The sequence below is a fragment of the Pseudomonas sp. NFPP12 genome, from assembly GCF_900103205.1.
Lineage (GTDB): Bacteria > Pseudomonadota > Gammaproteobacteria > Pseudomonadales > Pseudomonadaceae > Aquipseudomonas > Aquipseudomonas protegens.
In genome coordinates this window covers 563,551-580,052 of sequence record NZ_FMWW01000001.1, presented here as the reverse complement: position 1 = coordinate 580,052, position 16,502 = coordinate 563,551, and the positions used below count along the sequence as shown (strand labels likewise).

The 16,502-nt window shown below is 64.6% G+C and carries 12 protein-coding genes; 5 read left to right on the top strand and 7 right to left on the bottom strand.

Going from position 1 to position 16,502, the window contains the following annotated elements:
* Positions 1-16 precede the first annotated feature (16 nt).
* A complete protein-coding gene (locus BLS75_RS02575) occupies positions 17-1,348 on the bottom strand; it encodes a response regulator c-di-GMP phosphodiesterase, NosR family (protein ID WP_072450187.1) in 1,332 nt (443 codons plus the stop codon).
* Between the two features lie 201 nt (positions 1,349-1,549).
* Here BLS75_RS02575 and BLS75_RS02570 point away from each other — a divergent pair, with 201 nt between their 5' ends.
* Genes BLS75_RS02570 through BLS75_RS02550 form a run of 5 tightly spaced genes read left to right on the top strand, consistent with a single transcriptional unit; the run spans position 1,550 to position 9,137 of the window.
* On the top strand, positions 1,550-3,475 hold the full coding sequence (locus BLS75_RS02570; protein ID WP_072450186.1) for a GGDEF/EAL domain-containing response regulator: 1,926 nt from the start codon (positions 1,550-1,552) through the stop codon (positions 3,473-3,475).
* Positions 3,465-4,460 carry a cytochrome-c peroxidase gene (locus BLS75_RS02565; RefSeq protein ID WP_072450185.1) on the top strand — a complete coding sequence of 332 codons (996 nt, stop codon included), beginning with the start codon at positions 3,465-3,467 and terminating at the stop codon, positions 4,458-4,460. Before BLS75_RS02570 ends, BLS75_RS02565 begins: the two co-directional genes overlap by 11 nt.
* Positions 4,457-6,262, top strand: a complete 1,806-nt coding sequence (locus BLS75_RS02560; protein ID WP_072450184.1) for a DAHL domain-containing protein — start codon at positions 4,457-4,459, stop codon at positions 6,260-6,262. The genes BLS75_RS02565 and BLS75_RS02560 overlap by 4 nt, the downstream gene beginning before the upstream one ends.
* Entirely contained in the window at positions 6,262-7,680 is a 1,419-nt protein-coding gene (locus tag BLS75_RS02555) for an ATP-binding protein (RefSeq protein WP_072450183.1), read from the top strand. The genes BLS75_RS02560 and BLS75_RS02555 overlap by 1 nt, the downstream gene beginning before the upstream one ends.
* 44 nt (positions 7,681-7,724) lie before the next feature.
* A complete protein-coding gene (locus tag BLS75_RS02550) occupies positions 7,725-9,137 on the top strand; it encodes a DUF2252 domain-containing protein (protein WP_072450182.1) in 1,413 nt (470 codons plus the stop codon).
* A 9-nt stretch (positions 9,138-9,146) separates the two neighbouring features.
* Here BLS75_RS02550 and BLS75_RS02545 read toward each other — a convergent pair whose 3' ends face one another.
* The 6 genes from BLS75_RS02545 to fabV all read right to left on the bottom strand — a co-directional run bounded on the left by BLS75_RS02545 (position 9,147) and on the right by fabV (position 16,363).
* Positions 9,147-11,714 carry a bifunctional diguanylate cyclase/phosphodiesterase gene (locus BLS75_RS02545; protein WP_072450181.1) on the bottom strand — a complete coding sequence of 856 codons (2,568 nt, stop codon included), beginning with the start codon at positions 11,712-11,714 and terminating at the stop codon, positions 9,147-9,149.
* A gap of 192 nt (positions 11,715-11,906) precedes the next feature.
* Positions 11,907-12,860 carry a GDP-mannose pyrophosphatase NudK gene (gene nudK, locus BLS75_RS02540; protein WP_072450180.1) on the bottom strand — a complete coding sequence of 318 codons (954 nt, stop codon included), beginning with the start codon at positions 12,858-12,860 and terminating at the stop codon, positions 11,907-11,909.
* Positions 12,857-13,846: an SMI1/KNR4 family protein gene (locus BLS75_RS02535; RefSeq protein ID WP_072450179.1), complete on the bottom strand. Its 990-nt coding sequence runs from the start codon at positions 13,844-13,846 to the stop codon at positions 12,857-12,859. Before BLS75_RS02535 ends, nudK begins: the two co-directional genes overlap by 4 nt.
* Before the next feature lie 67 nt (positions 13,847-13,913).
* Positions 13,914-14,225 carry an AzlD domain-containing protein gene (locus tag BLS75_RS02530; protein WP_011061615.1) on the bottom strand — a complete coding sequence of 104 codons (312 nt, stop codon included), beginning with the start codon at positions 14,223-14,225 and terminating at the stop codon, positions 13,914-13,916.
* Positions 14,225-14,923: an AzlC family ABC transporter permease gene (locus BLS75_RS02525; RefSeq protein ID WP_072450178.1), complete on the bottom strand. Its 699-nt coding sequence runs from the start codon at positions 14,921-14,923 to the stop codon at positions 14,225-14,227. Before BLS75_RS02525 ends, BLS75_RS02530 begins: the two co-directional genes overlap by 1 nt.
* 243 nt (positions 14,924-15,166) lie before the next feature.
* The gene (gene fabV, locus BLS75_RS02520; RefSeq protein WP_011061617.1) at positions 15,167-16,363 is read right to left on the bottom strand and encodes an enoyl-ACP reductase FabV; all 1,197 of its coding nucleotides are present in this window, start codon (positions 16,361-16,363) and stop codon (positions 15,167-15,169) included.
* Positions 16,364-16,502 lie beyond the last annotated feature (139 nt).

Genomic DNA, 16,502 nt, shown 5'->3' with positions numbered 1-16,502 from the left:
GGACCGCACACACCACTCAGGCGTCAGGAACGCTGACGAAGATGCTGTAGCGGGCCCCTTCCATGGCTTCGAAGGCGATCAGTTTCTGCACCAGCGGTTCGCTGAGCACCTTGCCGGCATTGAGCAGCAACATGCCGTTGTCGGCATTCAGGTTGCGCCGCAGGACCATCCCGGCCTGCAGCTCCCGGGTTCCCAGGACCTTGACCGTCGGATCATCGACGGTGACATCGCTCTGGTAGGCGGCACAGACCTGGACAAAGTCTTCCACCAGATTCGGGTCGTACAGGCGGCCCGCGTACTTGCGAATGAACAGTAGGGCTTCATCGCTGTTCATGTGCCGCTCCAGAATCAGCCCGCACTGCAACTCGATGAAATCCACCGCCAGCTTCAACAGCCGGGAGCCCCAGGGAATCGCCTCGCCCTTGAGGCGCTGGGGAAAGCCGCTGCCGTCCCAGCGCTCCTGGTGATGAAGGATCAGCCGCGCGGCATCCTGCATCGGTTCCAGTGCCATCAGCACCGATTCGCTCTGCTCGGGGTAGGCGCGGTAGCGCGCCTGATCGGTATGGCGCAACAAGTCCGCCGGCGCCAGCAGCATGGCATCGCTCCAGCTCAACTTGCCGATGTTGTACAGGGCCGCCGCCATGGTCAGGTCGCGGCTGCTGGCCTCGTCCAGGCCGTGCCTTTTGCAGCAGGCACGCACCAGTTCGATGATCTTGCGGTTGGTTTGCTTGTCCGCGGGCAGCCGCAGGTTGGCCAGCAGCGAAAACACCTCGGTGGCGGTCACATAGCTGTGCTTGAGCTCTTCGTAGGCCAGGTCGAGCATGTCGGCAGTCTGCTGCAGCTCCGCGGTCCGCGAGGCCACATGCCGTTCCAGGCTGGCGTTGCTGGCCTTGAGTTGCTGGTTCTGCTCCAGGACCAACTGCTGCAAACGCTTGAGCTCACGCTCGGCGAACTGGTGCTCCAGGGTCTGGCGCAGAATCAGCAGCAGCTCTTCGTCATTCCAGGGCTTGCTCAGGTACTGGTGGATCTGCCCGTCGTTGACGGCCTTGATGATGGTGTTCAGATCGGCATAACCGGTGAGCAGGATTCGCCGCACCGCCGGGTACTTCTCCCGCACCCGGGCCAGCAGGGTCGCGCCGTCCATGCCGGGCATGCGCGCGTCGCTCATCACCAGGTCGACGGGGCCTTCGGCGAGGATCTCCAGCGCTCTGGCGCCGCTGTTGGCCAGCAGCACTTCATAGGGCTCGGGACGCAGCAGGCGCTTGAGGCTGTTGAGAATCGACTCCTCGTCGTCCACCAGCAACACACGTGGACGCCTACCCGGCTCAACCGGCTGCGGATCTTCCATGGGGCTCTCCCTGTGCGGCATAGGCTGCCCCGCTCCGTGCTCACGGACGGCTCGGCAGCGGCGGTTTTTCCCAGACAATCCTAGATGAGTTTTTTATTTTCACGCCATTGCCCCCCGCGAAATAAATTCGTCAGCCGCGGCGCTGCGCAATGACTATGCTGACAACGTTGCAAGGCGGGCTCAGGGTACTAGGGAAGGTCTATGGACGCTGGCAGTGACGCACAGACAAAGGCACAAGACGCCTCGGACCAGCCCCCAGAGCGGGCCAACCGACGGATCCTGATTGTCGATGACAGCCCGGCAATCCATGAGGATTTCCACAAGATCCTGGCGCCGCGCCAAGCCCCGGACCTGAGCCTGGCCGAGCAACAGTTGTTCGGCCACGCCACGACGCCAGCGCAGCTAGCGCCCTTCTGCCTCGACTCGGCGTTCCAGGGCCAAGAGGCCCTGGCCCGGGTCGAAGCGTCCCTGGCCCTGGGCCTGCCCTATGCCATGGCGTTCATCGACATGCGCATGCCCCCCGGCTGGGATGGCCTGGAAACCATCGAGCGCTTGTGGAACGCCGACCCGGACCTGCAGATCGCCCTGTGCACCGCCTATTCCGACTATTCCTGGGAAGCCATGGCGCAACGCCTGGCATTCGGCGACCAGTTGCTGATCCTGAAAAAACCCTTCGACAGCCTGGAAATCCGCCAGATGGCCAGCGCGCTGACCTGGAAGTGGCAGATGGCACAGGACGCCCGGCAGAAACTCGACGACCTGCAACAGACCATCGAAAGACGGGTGGCCGAACTGCTCAAGGTCTCCCACCTGCTGCACTACGACGTGCTCACCGGCCTGCCCTCCAGCACCTTGCTGGGGGACCGCCTGGGCCAGGCCATGGCACGGGCCCGCCGTTATGAGCAGCGGCTGGCGGTGATGTTCTTCGGCCTGGACCGGTTCAAGCGGATCAACCATGCCCTGGGATACCCGGCCGGGGACGAGTTGCTCAAGAGAATCGCCCGGCGCCTGGAACAAGGCATGCGCGAGTCGGACTCGCTGTTTCGCTACGGCTCCGACGAGTTCGTGGTGGTGCTCCATGACCAGCAGCATCCGGCACAGATACGCGCGCTTGCGCAAAAGCTGCTGGCCACCGTGAGCCAGTTCGATGACATCGCCGGGCACGACCTGCAGGTGACGGCCAGCCTGGGCATCAGCCTGTACCCCGAAGATGGCCAGGATGCCCTGGCGCTGATCAAGAAAGCCGAGATGGCCATGCACACCAGCAAGGAGCAGGCACCGGGCAGCTACTGTTTCTTCACCGATGACATGACGCACCGGGCCCGGGAGCAGCAATACCTGGAATCGGGGATTCTCCAGGCCCTGGAACGCGGGGAGTTCCACCTGCATTACCAGCCGAAAATCCACCTGGCCTCGGGCAATGTGGTAGGCGCTGAAGCGCTGATTCGCTGGCAACACCCGCAACAGGGCTGGATCAGCCCCGAGCAGTTCATTCCAGTGGCCGAAGACAGCGGCTTGATCACCCGCATCAGCCAATGGGTCCTGAGGGAAGCCACTCGCCAGTGCCGGGCCTGGCAGAACGCCGGCCTGCCCCCTGTACCGTTGTCCATCAACCTGTCGGCGGCTGACTTCAGACAGCCGCAACTGCTCCAGCAACTGCGCGACGCGCTCAGCGACAACGCCCTGGACCCGGCCTGGCTGGAACTGGAAATCACCGAAGGCGTACTGCTGCAGAACGTCGAGGTCACGCTGGCTACCCTGCTGGCGATCAAGGCCCTGGGCGTGCGCCTGGCCGTCGATGATTTCGGTACCGGCTATTCGAGCCTGAGCTACCTGCGCAAGTTTCCCGTGGATGTGCTCAAGATCGACCAATCCTTCATCCACGGCCTGAGCCACGAACACAAGGACGCCGTACTGGTCAGCGCCATCATCAACCTGGGGCGCAGCCTGAACCTGAAGGTCATCGCCGAAGGGGTGGAGACGCACCAGCAACTGACCTTTCTCCAGCAGCAAGGCTGCGAGGAAGCCCAGGGCTACTACTTCAGCAAGGCCCTGCCCGCCGAAGACTTCGCTCGCCTGCTGGGCAAGCACAGGCCGCAGTTCCAGGTTACGGACCATGACCACTGAACAACCGCGCCATCCGCCGCGCCGCCGCGCACGGGTACTGCTCCTGCTGCTCTGGACAGGGCTGGGCGCCACCAGCCCGAGCGCTTTCACCGCGCCCCTGGACGAACCGCTCAAGCCGTTGCCCGCACCGCCGGCACTCGACCCCCAGCGGGTCGAGCTCGGGCGCCAGCTGTTCAACGAACCGCGCCTGTCCCAGGACCACAGCCTGTCCTGTGCCAGCTGCCACCGGCTGGACCAGGGCGGGGCCGACTCCCAGGCAAAATCGCCGGGTTTCAAGGGGCAGCTCACCCGGGTCAACACCCCCAGCGTATTCAATGCCGCGCTGAATTTCCGGCAGTTCTGGGACGGGCGCGTCGAATCCCTGGAAGCGCAGATCGACAACGTCGTGCAAAGCCCCAGCGAGATGGGCAACACCTGGCCGGCGCTGATCCGCACCTTGAGCGATGACAGCGCCTACCAGAAGTCCTTCGGTGCCCTGTACCCGGACGGTATCACCGCAGCCAACGTGCAAAATGCCCTGGCCACCTATGAAAAGACCTTGCTCAGCGCCAACTCGCGGTTCGACCAGTACCTGCAAGGCAATACCGACATCCTCAGCCTGGAAGAAAAATACGGTTACCAGCGCTTCAAGGATTACGGCTGCATCGCCTGCCACCAGGGGGTCAATATCGGCGGCAACATGTTTCAGAAGTTCGGCGTGATGGGCGACTACTTCGCTGCCCGCGGCAACCCCACCGACGCCGACCTGGGGCGCTTCCTGATCACCGGCGACGAACAGGACCGCAACGTGTTCAAGGTGCCCAGCCTGCGCAATGTCGCAGTGACTGCGCCCTACTTCCACGATGGTTCGGCGCCGACCCTGGAGCAGGCAGTGGAAGTCATGTTCAAGTATCAGCTGGGGCGCCCGCCCAATACCCAGGACATCAGCCTGATCGTCAAGTTTCTCAAGACCCTGACCGGCGAATGGCAGGGCAAGCCCTTATGAAGCTGTCCCGACGCCTGCCGATCATGCTGCTGTCGCTACTGACCCTGAGCCTGGTGCTGGGGCTGGCCTTTCTCTACTTCAAGACGGTGGTCGGCCAGCCCTCGAACTACGTACTGGCGCGGGACCTGATCAGCCATATCAAGCAGTTGAATGCCCAATGGGAAACCGAGGTGCTCAAGGCTCGGATCGCCATCACCCACGACTACGATCCACTGGTCATGCCGGTGCAAGAGATCAACCAGCTGTGGAACCGCTTCGATCAGCTTTCACAACAGAACCACAATGACCCGGCCGCCTGGACGGCCGGCCACCAGGCGTTCATCGAGGCCTTCCAGGAAAAGGCCGGCCTGGTGGAGCGTTTCAAGACCCACAACGCGGTGCTGCGCAACTCCCTGGCGTTCCTGCCCACTGCCGAAGACGATATCCAGCGCCGCCTGGCCGGCCTTGACGACCAGGCGCGGCTGTCAGAGCAGACCATTGCCATCGATACCTATGACCTGCTGCTCAGCAGCCTGGAGTTCGCCCAGGTTTCCAGCGACGACCGGGCCGCAGACATCCTGGTGGGGCTGAACAAACTGGCGGTCAACAAGGAGCGCCTGCCCGAACCCATGCATGAGCCGGTGGAGATCCTCAGCAACCACGTCTCGGTGATTCTGCGGGAGCAGCCGGTGGTCAACGAACTGCTGGAGCGCATCACCTCGATCCCCATCGCCCAGCGCCTGGACGAAATCACCCATCTGCTCAACGCCGATCAGTCGCAGTCCGACCTGCAGGACCAGAAGGCCCACCAGTACCTGCTGCTCTTTGCCGCCTTGCTGGTGATACTGATTCTCTACCTGGCCGTCAGGCTGGTACGCAGCTACGCGGTCATCCGCCGGGTGAACACGGCCCTGCAGAGCGCCAACGAGCACCTGGAACACCGGGTCGAGGAACGCACCCGGGAGCTCAAGGAAGCCCAGAGCGAACTCATGGACAGCGCCCGCCAGGCTGGCATGGCGGAAATTGCGACCAACGTCCTGCACAACGTGGGCAACGTACTCAACAGCGTGAATATCTGCAGCGAAGTGCTCAGCCGCACCCTGCGCTCCAGCAAGGCACAAGGGCTGGGCAAGGCCATGCAGTTGATCAACCAGCACCAGGATGACCTGGGGCGTTTTTTCACCGAAGACGACAAAGGCAAGCTGCTCCCCGGCTACCTCAATCAATTGGTCGAAGCCATAGCCACCGAGCAGCAGGGCATGGGCGAAGAACTGGCTCAGTTGGCCCGCAGCGTCGACCACATCAAGGAAATCGTCGCCACCCAGCAATCCTATGCCGGAGCCTCACGGCTGATAGAACCCCTGCGGGTCGCCGAGCTGATCGAAGACGCCCTGCGCATGAACTCCGGCGCCCTGGCCCGGCATCAGGTCACGGTGGTCAAGGACTATGGTCCGCTGCCCCCGGTGATGGGCGACAAGCACCGCATGCTGCTGATCCTGATCAACCTGATCAGCAACGCCAAGTACGCCATGTCCAACCTCGATGATCACTCGCGGACCCTGACCCTGAGCGCCAGAGTGCTGGACGGCCAGACCCTGAGCATCAGCGTCAAGGATGAAGGCGAAGGCATCCCCGCGGAGAACCTGACGCGAATTTTTTCCCACGGCTTCACCACCCGCAAGGACGGCCATGGCTTCGGCTTGCATAGCTGCGCCCTGGCGGCCATGGAGATGGGTGGACAATTGAATGTGCACAGTGATGGCCCCGGCCTGGGTGCCACCTTCACTCTGGACATCCCGCTGATCAGCGCAGAGGACCCATGATGGACCAGTTGAACAATCGCCGGATCCTGCTGATCGACGATACCCCGTCGATCCACGAGGACTTTCGCAAGATCCTCACCCCGCCCGAGGCAGACGACAACGGCCTGGATGACCTGGAGGCACAGCTGTTCGGCGCCACGGCCAAGCCCCGGCAACAGCCTTTCGAACTGGATTCGGCCTACGGCGGCGAGGAAGGCCTGGCCATGGTCTGCCAGGCCCAGGAGCGGCAGCGTCCCTATGCCCTGGCGTTTGTCGACATGCGCATGCCCCAGGGCTGGGACGGCGCGCAGACCATCGAACGCCTCTGGCAACAGGACCCGCGGCTACAGGTGGTGGTGTGCACCGCCTACTCCGACTATTCCTGGGAAGAGCTGCTGGAGCGCCTGCAGGGTCATCATCGCCTGCTGATCCTGAAGAAGCCCTTTGACAACATCGAAGTCCAGCAGATGGCCAACACCCTGACCAGCAAGTGGGAAATGACCGCCCGCGCGCTTTTGCAAATGCATCACCTGGAGCACCTGGTGCAGCAGCGCACCGAAGACCTGAGGCAGGCCGGGGCAGCGCTGCAACTGGAGATCGACGAACGCAAGCAGTTGGAAAACCAGCTGGTGCAATCGGAAAAACTGGCCTCCCTCGGACAACTGGCCGCCGGGGTCGCCCACGAAATCAACAACCCCATCGGTTTCGTGTCCTCCAACCTCGGCAGCCTGGCAGGCTACCTGCAGCAGCTCGACCAGATGCTCAGCGCCTATCGCCAGGCCGAAGAAGCCATCGCCGCGCCGGAACTGCGCAAGCACCTGCAGAGCCTGCGCGGGAGCATCGACCTGGACTTCCTCCAGCAGGACATTCCGGTACTGATCAGGGAGTCCAAGGAAGGCATCGGCCGGGTGGCGCAGATCGTCAAGGACCTGAAGAACTTCTCCCGGGTCGACAGCGACCAGCAATGGCAGCTGGCGAGCCTGCAACAGGGCATCGACTCGACCCTGAACATCGTTGCCAACGAACTCAAGTACAAGGCCGACCTGGTCACCGACTACCAGCCGTTGCCGGATATCGAATGCCTGCCCTCCCAACTCAATCAAGTGGTGATGAACCTGGTGGTCAACGCGGCGCAGGCCATAGGCCCCGAGCGCGGCACCATTACCCTGCGCAACGGCGTGGACGGCGAGCGGGTCTGGCTGGAGGTCAGCGACAGCGGCTGCGGCATCGACCAGGAGCACCTGGCCAAGATCTTCGACCCCTTCTTCACCACCAAGCCGGTGGGCCAGGGGACCGGCCTGGGCCTGTCGCTGTCCTACGGCATCGTCAAGAAGCACGGCGGGCAGATCAGCGTGCAGAGCCAGCCCGGCGTCGGCAGCACCTTTCGCGTGGAACTGCCGATCCGGCAGGCGCGTCAGGAGTTGCCCGCACAACCCTAGCCAAACCTCCCCCCTACCGCTAAGGCCTGGTACAGGAGCTGTCCATGAACCGCCCCGACGATTCGATCAAGCTCGGCAAGCAAGCCCGCAAGGACTGCCCCCGCAGCTCCCATTCCGATCCCGGGCAGATCAAGCGCGACCCCTTGCCGTTGATCGAGGCCTCCAGCCAGGGCCGGGTCCAGTCCCTGGTGGCACTGCGCTACGGGCGCATGCTGGTGTCGCCCTTCACCTTCTACCGTGGCAACGCCCTGCTCCAGGCCCACGACCTGGCCAGCACCCCGGACATGGGCCTGCGCTCGACCATCTGTGGCGACTGCCACCTGATGAACTTCGGCGGCTTTGCCACCCCCGAGCGCAACCTGCTGTTCAGCGTCAACGACTTCGACGAGGTCCATCCCGGCCCCTGGGAGTGGGACCTCAAGCGCCTGGTGGCGAGCTTCCTGATTGCCGCCCGGCACCTGCGCCACGGCCCGGGGGTCGAAGAGGCACTGTGCCGCGAACTGGTGGGCGCCTATCAGCGCAGCATGGCCACCTGCGCCGGGCAAAGCGCCCTGGAGATCTGGTACGACGCCCTGACCTACGAAGACCTGCTGCACCAGGCGCGCTCCAACAGCGACACCCTGGAGCATGTGCAACGGGCCATCGACAAGGCCGCCCGGCGCACCCATGCCGAGCTCCTGCCCAAGATCAGCGAGCGCGACGCCCGGGGCCGCCTGCTGATTCGCGACGACCTGCCGGAAATCTTCCACCTGCACAACACCACCAGCCTGCTGGACCCCGACGATGACTGGATGCGCCTGGAAGACTGGCGGCCGCTGTACGACACCTTCATGCGCGACTATCGCGGCACCCTGCAGGCCGACCGCCGCGACCTGCTGGCACGGTTCCAGCCCTGCGACCTGGCCTTCAAGGTGGTGGGGGTTGGCAGCGTCGGCACCCGCTGCCTGGTGGCGCTGCTCACCGACGCCCAGCAGCGGCCCCTGTTCCTGCAATTCAAGGAAGCCCGGCGCTCGGTGCTCGCCGACTATGTGCGCGAACGCTCAAAGCCAAGGCACAACGGCCAGCGGGTGGTGGAAGGCCAGCGCCTGATGCAGTCCGCCAGCGATCTGTTCCTGGGCTGGACCACCGGCCCCAACGGCCGTCATTTCTATGTGCGCCAACTGCGCGACATGAAGGTCTCGGCGGAACTTGAGACCTTCGACGAGGACACCTTCGCCGCCTATGCCAGGATCTGCGGCCGGGCCCTGGCCCGAGCCCACGCCAAGGCTTCGGGCCAGGCCGCGCGGATCAGCGGGTACATCGGTAAGAGCGAAACCCTGGCCGAAGCCCTGTGGCACTACGCCCAGGCCTATGCCACGCAGAACGAACGGGATTTCGAGCGTTTCCAGCAGGCCTGCCGCAAAGGCCGCCTGCAAGCGCGCTCGGAGGCCGACTTCGCCGCCGACCACCTGCCCTGAAACACAGGCTCAGGTGATCGGGCGCGAGGCCCGGGCGGCTTCGCCATAGAGTTCCAGCAGAGCCTCCTGGTCCAGCGGCGGGCTCAGGTGCGGGCCCTGCACCTCATCGCACTGAATGTCGCGCAAGACCCCGAACTGCGCCGCGGTCTGCACCCCCTCGGCGACCACCCGCAAGGACAATGCATGCCCCAGGTCGACAATCGCCTCGACAATGGAGCGCCCGGCATCGTTGTGGTTGAGCCGGGCGATGAAGCTGCTGTCGATCTTCAGGCCATCCAGGGGGAAGGTCTGCAGGTACTGCAGCGCCGAGTAGCCGGTGCCGAAATCGTCGATCAGCAACTGCACCCCCAGCGCCTTGAGCCCCTGCATGATGGTGAGCACGTGGCGGCTGTCGTCCAGCAGCACCTTGTCGGTCATTTCCAGCTCCAGGCGTGACGGCTCCAGGCCGCTCTGCTTGAGCACCGCCGCGATCCGCGCCACCAACTGGCCGCGCAGGAATTCCGCCGGTGACAGCTTGACCACCAGCAGTCGGCCTTCCGGCCAGGCTCGCGCCGCACGACAGGCTGCGTGCAGTACCCAGTTGCTCAGCGGCAGGATCAACCCGGTGTCCTCGGCAATCGGCACGAACACGTCCGGCCCCAGCAAGCCATGCTGGGGGTGCTGCCAGCGCACCAGGGCCTCGGCGCCCATCAATTGGCCATCGAACACGCGGTAGCGCGGTTGGAAATGCAGGAGCAGCTGGTCCTGCTCGATGGCATGGCGCAGGTCACGCTCCAGGCGCCGCCGTTCGATGATCCGCACATTCATGTAGGGCGCATAGAAACGCCAGGTGCTGCGCCCCGCCGCTTTCGCCTCGTACAGGGCGATGTCGGCAAAGCGCAGCAGCTCTTCGGCCTGGGAGGCGTCGCCCGGGGCCCGGGCAATGCCGATGCTGGCGCTGATGAAGACCTCGTGCCCGGCGATATAGAACGGTTCCTCGAGCCGCTCGATCAGGCGCCGGCACAAGCCTTCGATCTCGTGGCCGGCCACCTGGCCGGTGACCACCAGGACAAACTCGTCGCCGCCGACCCGGGCCACCAGGTCCTCGCTGCGCAGGCACTGGGCCAGGCGCTGGGACACCTCGTGCAGCACCTGGTCGCCAGCGGCGTGCCCCAGCAGGTCGTTCACCGGTTTGAACCGGTCCAGGTCGACGCTGAGCATCAGCAGGGGTTCCTGCAGGGTCGGCGGGGCCTGCAGCCGGCCTTCGAGAAACTCCTGCATGCGGGTGCGGTTGGCAAGGCCGGTCAAGGCATCGTGCTGGGACAGGTACTCGACCCGCCTTCGAGCCGCGACCTCCTCGGTGATATCACTGGCGGTGCCGCGAAAGCCCCCGGCGGCCATGGCCCGCACCGACAGGCGACAGACTCGCGACTGCCCCTGGCCATCCCGGTACAGGCACTGCTGGATCGCCTGGGAACGCCGCTCCGGGGCCGCCAGCCACTGGCCCAGCGAACCCTGTTCGCAGCTCAGCAGCTCGGTCATCGGCCGCCCCAGGGTCGACTCACGGGTCAACCCGGTGACCGCCTCGAAACGTTCGGACAGGTAGGTAAAGCACAGCTGCCCGTCGACTTCCCAGATCCAGTCGGACGCAGCTTCAGCCACATCGCGAAAACGCTCCTCGCTCGCGGCCAGGGCCCAGCGGTTGGCGCGCAGCGCCTGGACCTGCCGGTCCATGACCTGCGCTGCAGCATCGGCGCGGCGCAACAGGAACACCGCCATCAAGCCCACCAGCAGGCCGGCCAGGAGCAACAGCGGCATCACCAGCACCAGCAACTGGTGCCCGGGGCGCGCCGGCCGCCATTGCAGGGTTCCGGCGCCGTCGGGCAAGTCCAGGGTCGGCAAGCTCTGGTCCGTGGCGGCACGGGCCACCTGCAGATGCTCGATGTCCAGGCCTTGGCCCAGGGCCAGTAACCGCGGCGGGTCGAAACGGGCGACGAAGATCAGCACCGACTGCGGCCCGGCATCAGGGCGCACTTGCGGGTCGTTGCCCGGGCCTATGACAGCGGCGAGCACCAGCGCCGGGGTGCCGGCAATCGACTGGTAACGGTCCACCACCTTGCCGCCGGCCTCCCGCGCTGCGCTGACCAGGGGCGGCAACGCCTCGCCCAGCCAGTCGCGGGCATCCATCTCGCTGAGGTCGCCGGCCACCAGGGAGTACACGGTGTGGCCGGCCGGGTTGATCACGAACACCCCGTCAAAGCCCAGGTCGCGGTACAGCGTGGGGCCGAAATTCTGCCGGGTGAAGGCCCAGTCCAGGTCGACCTTAAGGTGCAGGTGCTGGTAGGCATCGCCCCAGAGGGCGTAGTCCTTGAGGGTGGTGCGGGCATTGCCGGCAAAGGATTGCAGGGCCTTGTCGATGTCCAGGCGGTTGTGCTGCTCGGCCTCGAGGTTCTGGTCGAGGGCGATGTATACCAGCAACACACCGGTGAAGAGAAACAGCGCCAGCAGCAGCCCCGAGCAACCCAGCAAGGTGGCGCGGGTCAGCGCCTGATTGGAGGTGCTGCGCCCTTGAGACGGATCAAAACCGAAGTTTTCCATAGTGCTCCAGGCGCCATAACGACAAACCGACCGGTGCGACCCTGCCTCACGCGGCCTTCGACGAAGCTCCCGCTTGCCTATTGACGATAGACAGTTTTTCCCCGCAGGGCCTGAAGAAAAGCCCCTGGCGGGGCCTGTGCGGATATTCCCCCGGCGCCGATTGCCGGCGCCGGGGCATCCTGGAGCGGCGCGTCAGCCAGTGCCGCCGGGCACCACCGGCAGTTGCTCCACCCGGTAATAGAGGGCCAGGCCCAGGCGCTGGCCGACCTCGACCATGGCATCGCAGCCCGCCGACGGCCCGCCGATGCGCAGCACCGCATCGCAGCGTTCCAGCAGGCGCTCGGCGTAGGCATGAAAGCGCTGGTTGTAGATCTCGTCGCCCACCGCCCGGGAACCCGCCAGCCGGGTCATGGGCAACGCCACCCATTCCCCCAGTACCGGAAAGTGCCCCGCCGCCAGGACCTGCGCCGCGCAGTGCTCCATGGCCTCGACATTGCGCGCCAGCAGCGCCGGGTCATCGTCGGTACCAGAGCGATAAGGGCCGGCCACCAGCACCATCAGGCTGCGGGGCTTGAGCACATGCAGTTGCAGGTATTGCAGGAGCATGATGGTCTTGCCGTCGGCGATCTCCCCGCTCTTGATCATGCCCAGGGCCTGGTCGATATCCAGTTCCAGGACCTCGATGTCCTCGCCTTCGTGCTCCAGCCCGCCGCCTGCGTCGATCCGGTCTTCGGCCTGGTAATGGCCAATGAAGAAATGCACCCGCTCGGTCACCGAACCCGGGCTCATGAAGGCATCGAAGACCTTCTGCACCTCGCCGACCCGGTAGCCGGTTTCCTCCTGGGCTTCCTGGCGGATGCGCACCTCGGGGCTGGCGTTGTCCAGGAGCCCGGCAGCGGTCTCGATCAGGTAGCCGCTGTGGCCGTTGACGAAGGCCGGCATGCGGAACTGCCGGGTCAGCAGCACCGTGCGCCGTTGCAGGTTGTACAGCAGGATGGTTGCGCCATTGCCCCGGTCGTAGACCTCGCGGTCCTGGGCCTGCCAGCTGCCGTCGCGGCGGCGCAGCTCGAAGCTGTACTTCTTCAGCACGTACCAGTTGTCGGAGAGGGTCTGTTCGGCGGTGATGCGGATGGTTTCCTCGCTCATGGCTGCTCCTGGGCGTGAAGGGGTGCGGGGCGAAACCCGGCCAGTTGTTCCAGCAATTGCGCCTGGTAGGCCGGGGCCAGGGCGAACCCGCCCGCCGCCTGCCGCAGCTGGCCGCCTGCCAAGCGGTTACGGAACCAGTCGCGGATGAAGTCCGGGGCGTAGCCGCCGGTGCCGAAGCCCCTGGCGAAGGCAATCATGTCCTGATAGACCAGCAGGTACGCCTCTTTGTCGGGGACCGGGTAGCGATTCTGGTACAGCCAGAACTGCAGGTCATAGAGCAGTTGCGACAGTGGATCGGCATGCAGGGCGAAGTAGCGCTTCTCATGGACGATGCGCAAGGCGATCTGGCGGATCAGCGGCCCCAGGTCGGGGACTGCGCTGAAATGGCCGAGCAGTTCCTCCAGCAGGGGCGAGAACGGCGCGTGGGCGACCTTGTCCAGATCATCCAGGTAATCCTGTTCCGAGGTGTCGTAGACCTCGGGCGACACCAGCCCGCGGACAAAGGCCTCGAAATCCGCTGCCAGCACTGTCACCGCGTAGTCGGCCTCCTGGTCCACATGCACCACCCGCGGCTCGCCCTCGGGCCCGCACTCGCTGTAGTCCAGGGCAACCATGTCATGGCCGGCGGAGGGGCAGTCGCAGATGTACACCCCCAGGTCCGGGTAGCCCCACTCCTCGATCATGAAACGGCTGCCCAGGCCACCGCCCAGGGAATAGTCGCCATCGCAGCCGATGCTTAGAAAGCTGTCGATCGCGCAGTGGTCCTCGGCCCAGGAGGTGCCCTGCTCGGTGGGGAAACAGCTGAGGTGCGGGCGCCCGCCGTTGTAGCGGTTCATGAAGGCCACGTAGGACAGCGGCAGGCGATAGCCCAGTTGCGCCTGCAACTGGGCTATGACGGCAGGGCTGGCGGGGGGCTGGTTGATCTTGCTGCTGGTGGCCCGGTCCCAGAACGCGTCCAGGTCGATATCGTGGGGAAACTCGCTCATCCGATGCATCCGTTGCGGTTGAAGGTCGGCCGGTGCCGAAAGCTGCACAGGCTACCGCAAACGGCCCTCAGAACCACCAGCGCAGGAGGAAAAAGAACCCCATGCTCAACAGCATGCTGAGCAGGGTGTTGCGGGTGTAGATCACCAGCGCAATGGCCACCAGGGAGCTGAGCAGGTAGGGGTTGCTCCAGTGCAGGTTCAGCTCGTGGTCGGGCATGAACACGATGGGGCCGCAGATCGCCGTGAGCATGCCCGGCACCGCAAAGCCGAGGAACTGCCGGGCATTGCTGCTCAAGCGCAACGGCAGGCGCGGTTCGAGAAACACGTAGCGATTGAGAAAGACCAACAGGCCCATGCCGAAGATGACTGCCCAGACCATCATGCTTGCCCCCGATAGAGTTTGTTGCAGACAAAACCTGCGGTCATGCCCGCCAGCCCCGACAGCACCAGCGCCGATCCCCAGTGCCAGTAGCTGAACAGCACCGAGCAGAACAGCGACACCGCGACGCAGACCACGGTGGGCACATTGCGCACCAGTGGCGTGATCAGGGCGATGAAGGTGGCGGCGATGGAGAAGTCCAGGCCCAGGTGCTCAAGGCCGGGAATGTTCTTGCCCAGCACGATGCCCAGCAGGGTGAAGAGGTTCCAGGCCACGTAGAAGGTCAGACCCACGCCCAGGGCGTACCAGCGGTCGAACTGCTGCTTGTCGTGGGCGCTGGTCAAGGCGAACAGCTCGTCGGTGAGCAGAAAGCCCAGGCCCACCCGCCAGCGGCCGGGCAAGGGCGAAATCACCGAGCGCATGCTCATGCCGTAGAGCAAATGCTGGGACGTGAGCAGCAAGGTGGTCAGCAGGATCGAGAAGATCCCCGCCCCGCCCTTGAGCATGCCGATGGCCACCAGTTGCGCGGCACCGGCGAAAACGATGCTCGACAGGCCCTGGCCCTGCAGCGGCGTGAGATTGGCCTCGATGGCCATGGAACCGGCCAGCAGCCCCCAGGGCGCGGTGGCCAGGGACAGCGGCATGATGGCGATGGCGCCACGGATGAACGCGGCACGGGGTAGGAGAACGCTGGACATAAAACCCTGCACACAAGTAACGGACGCTGACTGTGCCATCTGCCGGCGCCCCTGGCTTGAACGATCTTGCGCAATTGCCCCGCCCCGCCCTCGTAGGAGCTGGCTTGCCAGCGAAGGCGTCTCCAAGACCAGCACAAGACCTGCGGGCCTCTTCGCCAGCAAGCTGGCTCCTACGGGAAATAGGGGGATGCAAACGACAGCGCCCCTCACGAGGGAGGGGCGCTGGCTGATGCTACGAGCGGATTACAGCTGGATCAGGTTGCTGATCTTCACGTCCGGATCGACGTCGGCTTCGTAGTCGACACCTTCGATCTCGAAACCGAACAGGCGCAGGAACTCTTGCTTGTAACCGACGAAATCGGTCATCTCGTAGAGGTTCTCGCTGGTCACCTGGTCCCACAGCTGCTTGACCCGGTCCTGGACCGCCGGTTGCAGTTCCTTGTAGTCGGCACGCAGGCGGCCTTCCTGGTCGATCACCGGCTCGCTGTTGTACAGGCTGTCCTTGTACAGGCCGTAGACCTGTTCGATGCAACCTTCGTGGCTGCCCTGCTCCTTCATCACCTTGAACAGCAGCGACAGGTACAGCGGCATGATCGGGATCGCCGAGCTGGCCTGGGTCACCACGGCCTTGAGCACCGACACCCGGGCGTCGCCGCCCAGGCCGGCCAGTTGCTGGCGCATGCCGATGACTTTCTGGTCCAGGTCCTTCTTGGCTTCGCCAATGGAACCGTTCCAGTAGATGTCGTGGGTCAGCTTCTCGCCCAGGTAGGTGAAGGCGGTGGTCTTGGCGCCTTCGGCCAGGACACCGGCTTCGTGCAGCGCGTCGATCCACATCTGCCAGTCTTCGCCGCCCATCACCGCCACGGTGCCGTCGATCTCTTCCTGGGTCGCCGGCTGCAGGGTGGTTTCCTTGACGATTTCCTTGTCGGTGTCGACACCGCGCAGGGTCACGGACTTGCCCAGTGGCTTGAGGGTCGAGCTCAGCACTTCACCGGTCTTGGGGTGGGTGCGGCGCGGTGCGGCCAGGCTGTAGACCACCAGGTCGATCTTGCCCAGGTCGCGCTTGATGGTCTCGATGGTCTCGGCCTTGACCGCATCGGAGAAGGCATCGCCGTTGATGCTCTTGGCGTACAAGCCCTTTTCTTCGGCGAACTTGTGGAACGCCGCGGTGTTGTACCAGCCGGCGGTGCCCAGCTTGCCGTCAACGCTGCCGCGCTCGAAGAACACCCCGAGGGTGTTGGCGCCACAGCCGAACGCTGCGGTGATCCGCGCTGCCAGGCCGTAGCCGGTGGAAGCGCCGAGTACCAGTACGTTCTTCGGCCCTGCGTCGATGGCGCCCTGCTGGGTGACGTAATCGATCTGTTGCTTGACGTTGGCTTCACAGCCGACCGGGTGGGTCGTCACACAGATAAAGCCGCGAACGCGGGGTTTGATGACCATACATACTCTCCCAATTTCAAAGTGCCAGGCGCCGATGACGGCGGCGGCAGTGTCACTTGCACTAGTCGTAGACGCTCATATTCGCTTCGCGTCACCAACCTGAGGAATTTGCCCGTCAGGCCCCGGTTCCAGGGGGCAC

Excerpts from the sequence above, each read along its gene's own strand:
- BLS75_RS02570 (WP_072450186.1), top strand. The coding sequence starts at position 1,550 with ATGGACGCTGGCAGTGACGCACAGACAAAGGCACAAGACGCCTCGGAC.
- nudK (WP_072450180.1), bottom strand. The coding sequence starts at position 12,860 with ATGAGCGAGGAAACCATCCGCATCACCGCCGAACAGACCCTCTCCGAC.
- BLS75_RS02530 (WP_011061615.1), bottom strand. The coding sequence starts at position 14,225 with ATGGTCTGGGCAGTCATCTTCGGCATGGGCCTGTTGGTCTTTCTCAAT.
- BLS75_RS02545 (WP_072450181.1), bottom strand. The coding sequence starts at position 11,714 with ATGGAAAACTTCGGTTTTGATCCGTCTCAAGGGCGCAGCACCTCCAAT.
- BLS75_RS02550 (WP_072450182.1), top strand. The coding sequence starts at position 7,725 with ATGAACCGCCCCGACGATTCGATCAAGCTCGGCAAGCAAGCCCGCAAG.
- BLS75_RS02565 (WP_072450185.1), top strand. The coding sequence starts at position 3,465 with ATGACCACTGAACAACCGCGCCATCCGCCGCGCCGCCGCGCACGGGTA.
- BLS75_RS02535 (WP_072450179.1), bottom strand. The coding sequence starts at position 13,846 with ATGAGCGAGTTTCCCCACGATATCGACCTGGACGCGTTCTGGGACCGG.
- fabV (WP_011061617.1), bottom strand. The coding sequence starts at position 16,363 with ATGGTCATCAAACCCCGCGTTCGCGGCTTTATCTGTGTGACGACCCAC.
- BLS75_RS02525 (WP_072450178.1), bottom strand. The coding sequence starts at position 14,923 with ATGTCCAGCGTTCTCCTACCCCGTGCCGCGTTCATCCGTGGCGCCATC.
- BLS75_RS02555 (WP_072450183.1), top strand. The coding sequence starts at position 6,262 with ATGGACCAGTTGAACAATCGCCGGATCCTGCTGATCGACGATACCCCG.
- BLS75_RS02560 (WP_072450184.1), top strand. The coding sequence starts at position 4,457 with ATGAAGCTGTCCCGACGCCTGCCGATCATGCTGCTGTCGCTACTGACC.
- BLS75_RS02575 (WP_072450187.1), bottom strand. The coding sequence starts at position 1,348 with ATGGAAGATCCGCAGCCGGTTGAGCCGGGTAGGCGTCCACGTGTGTTG.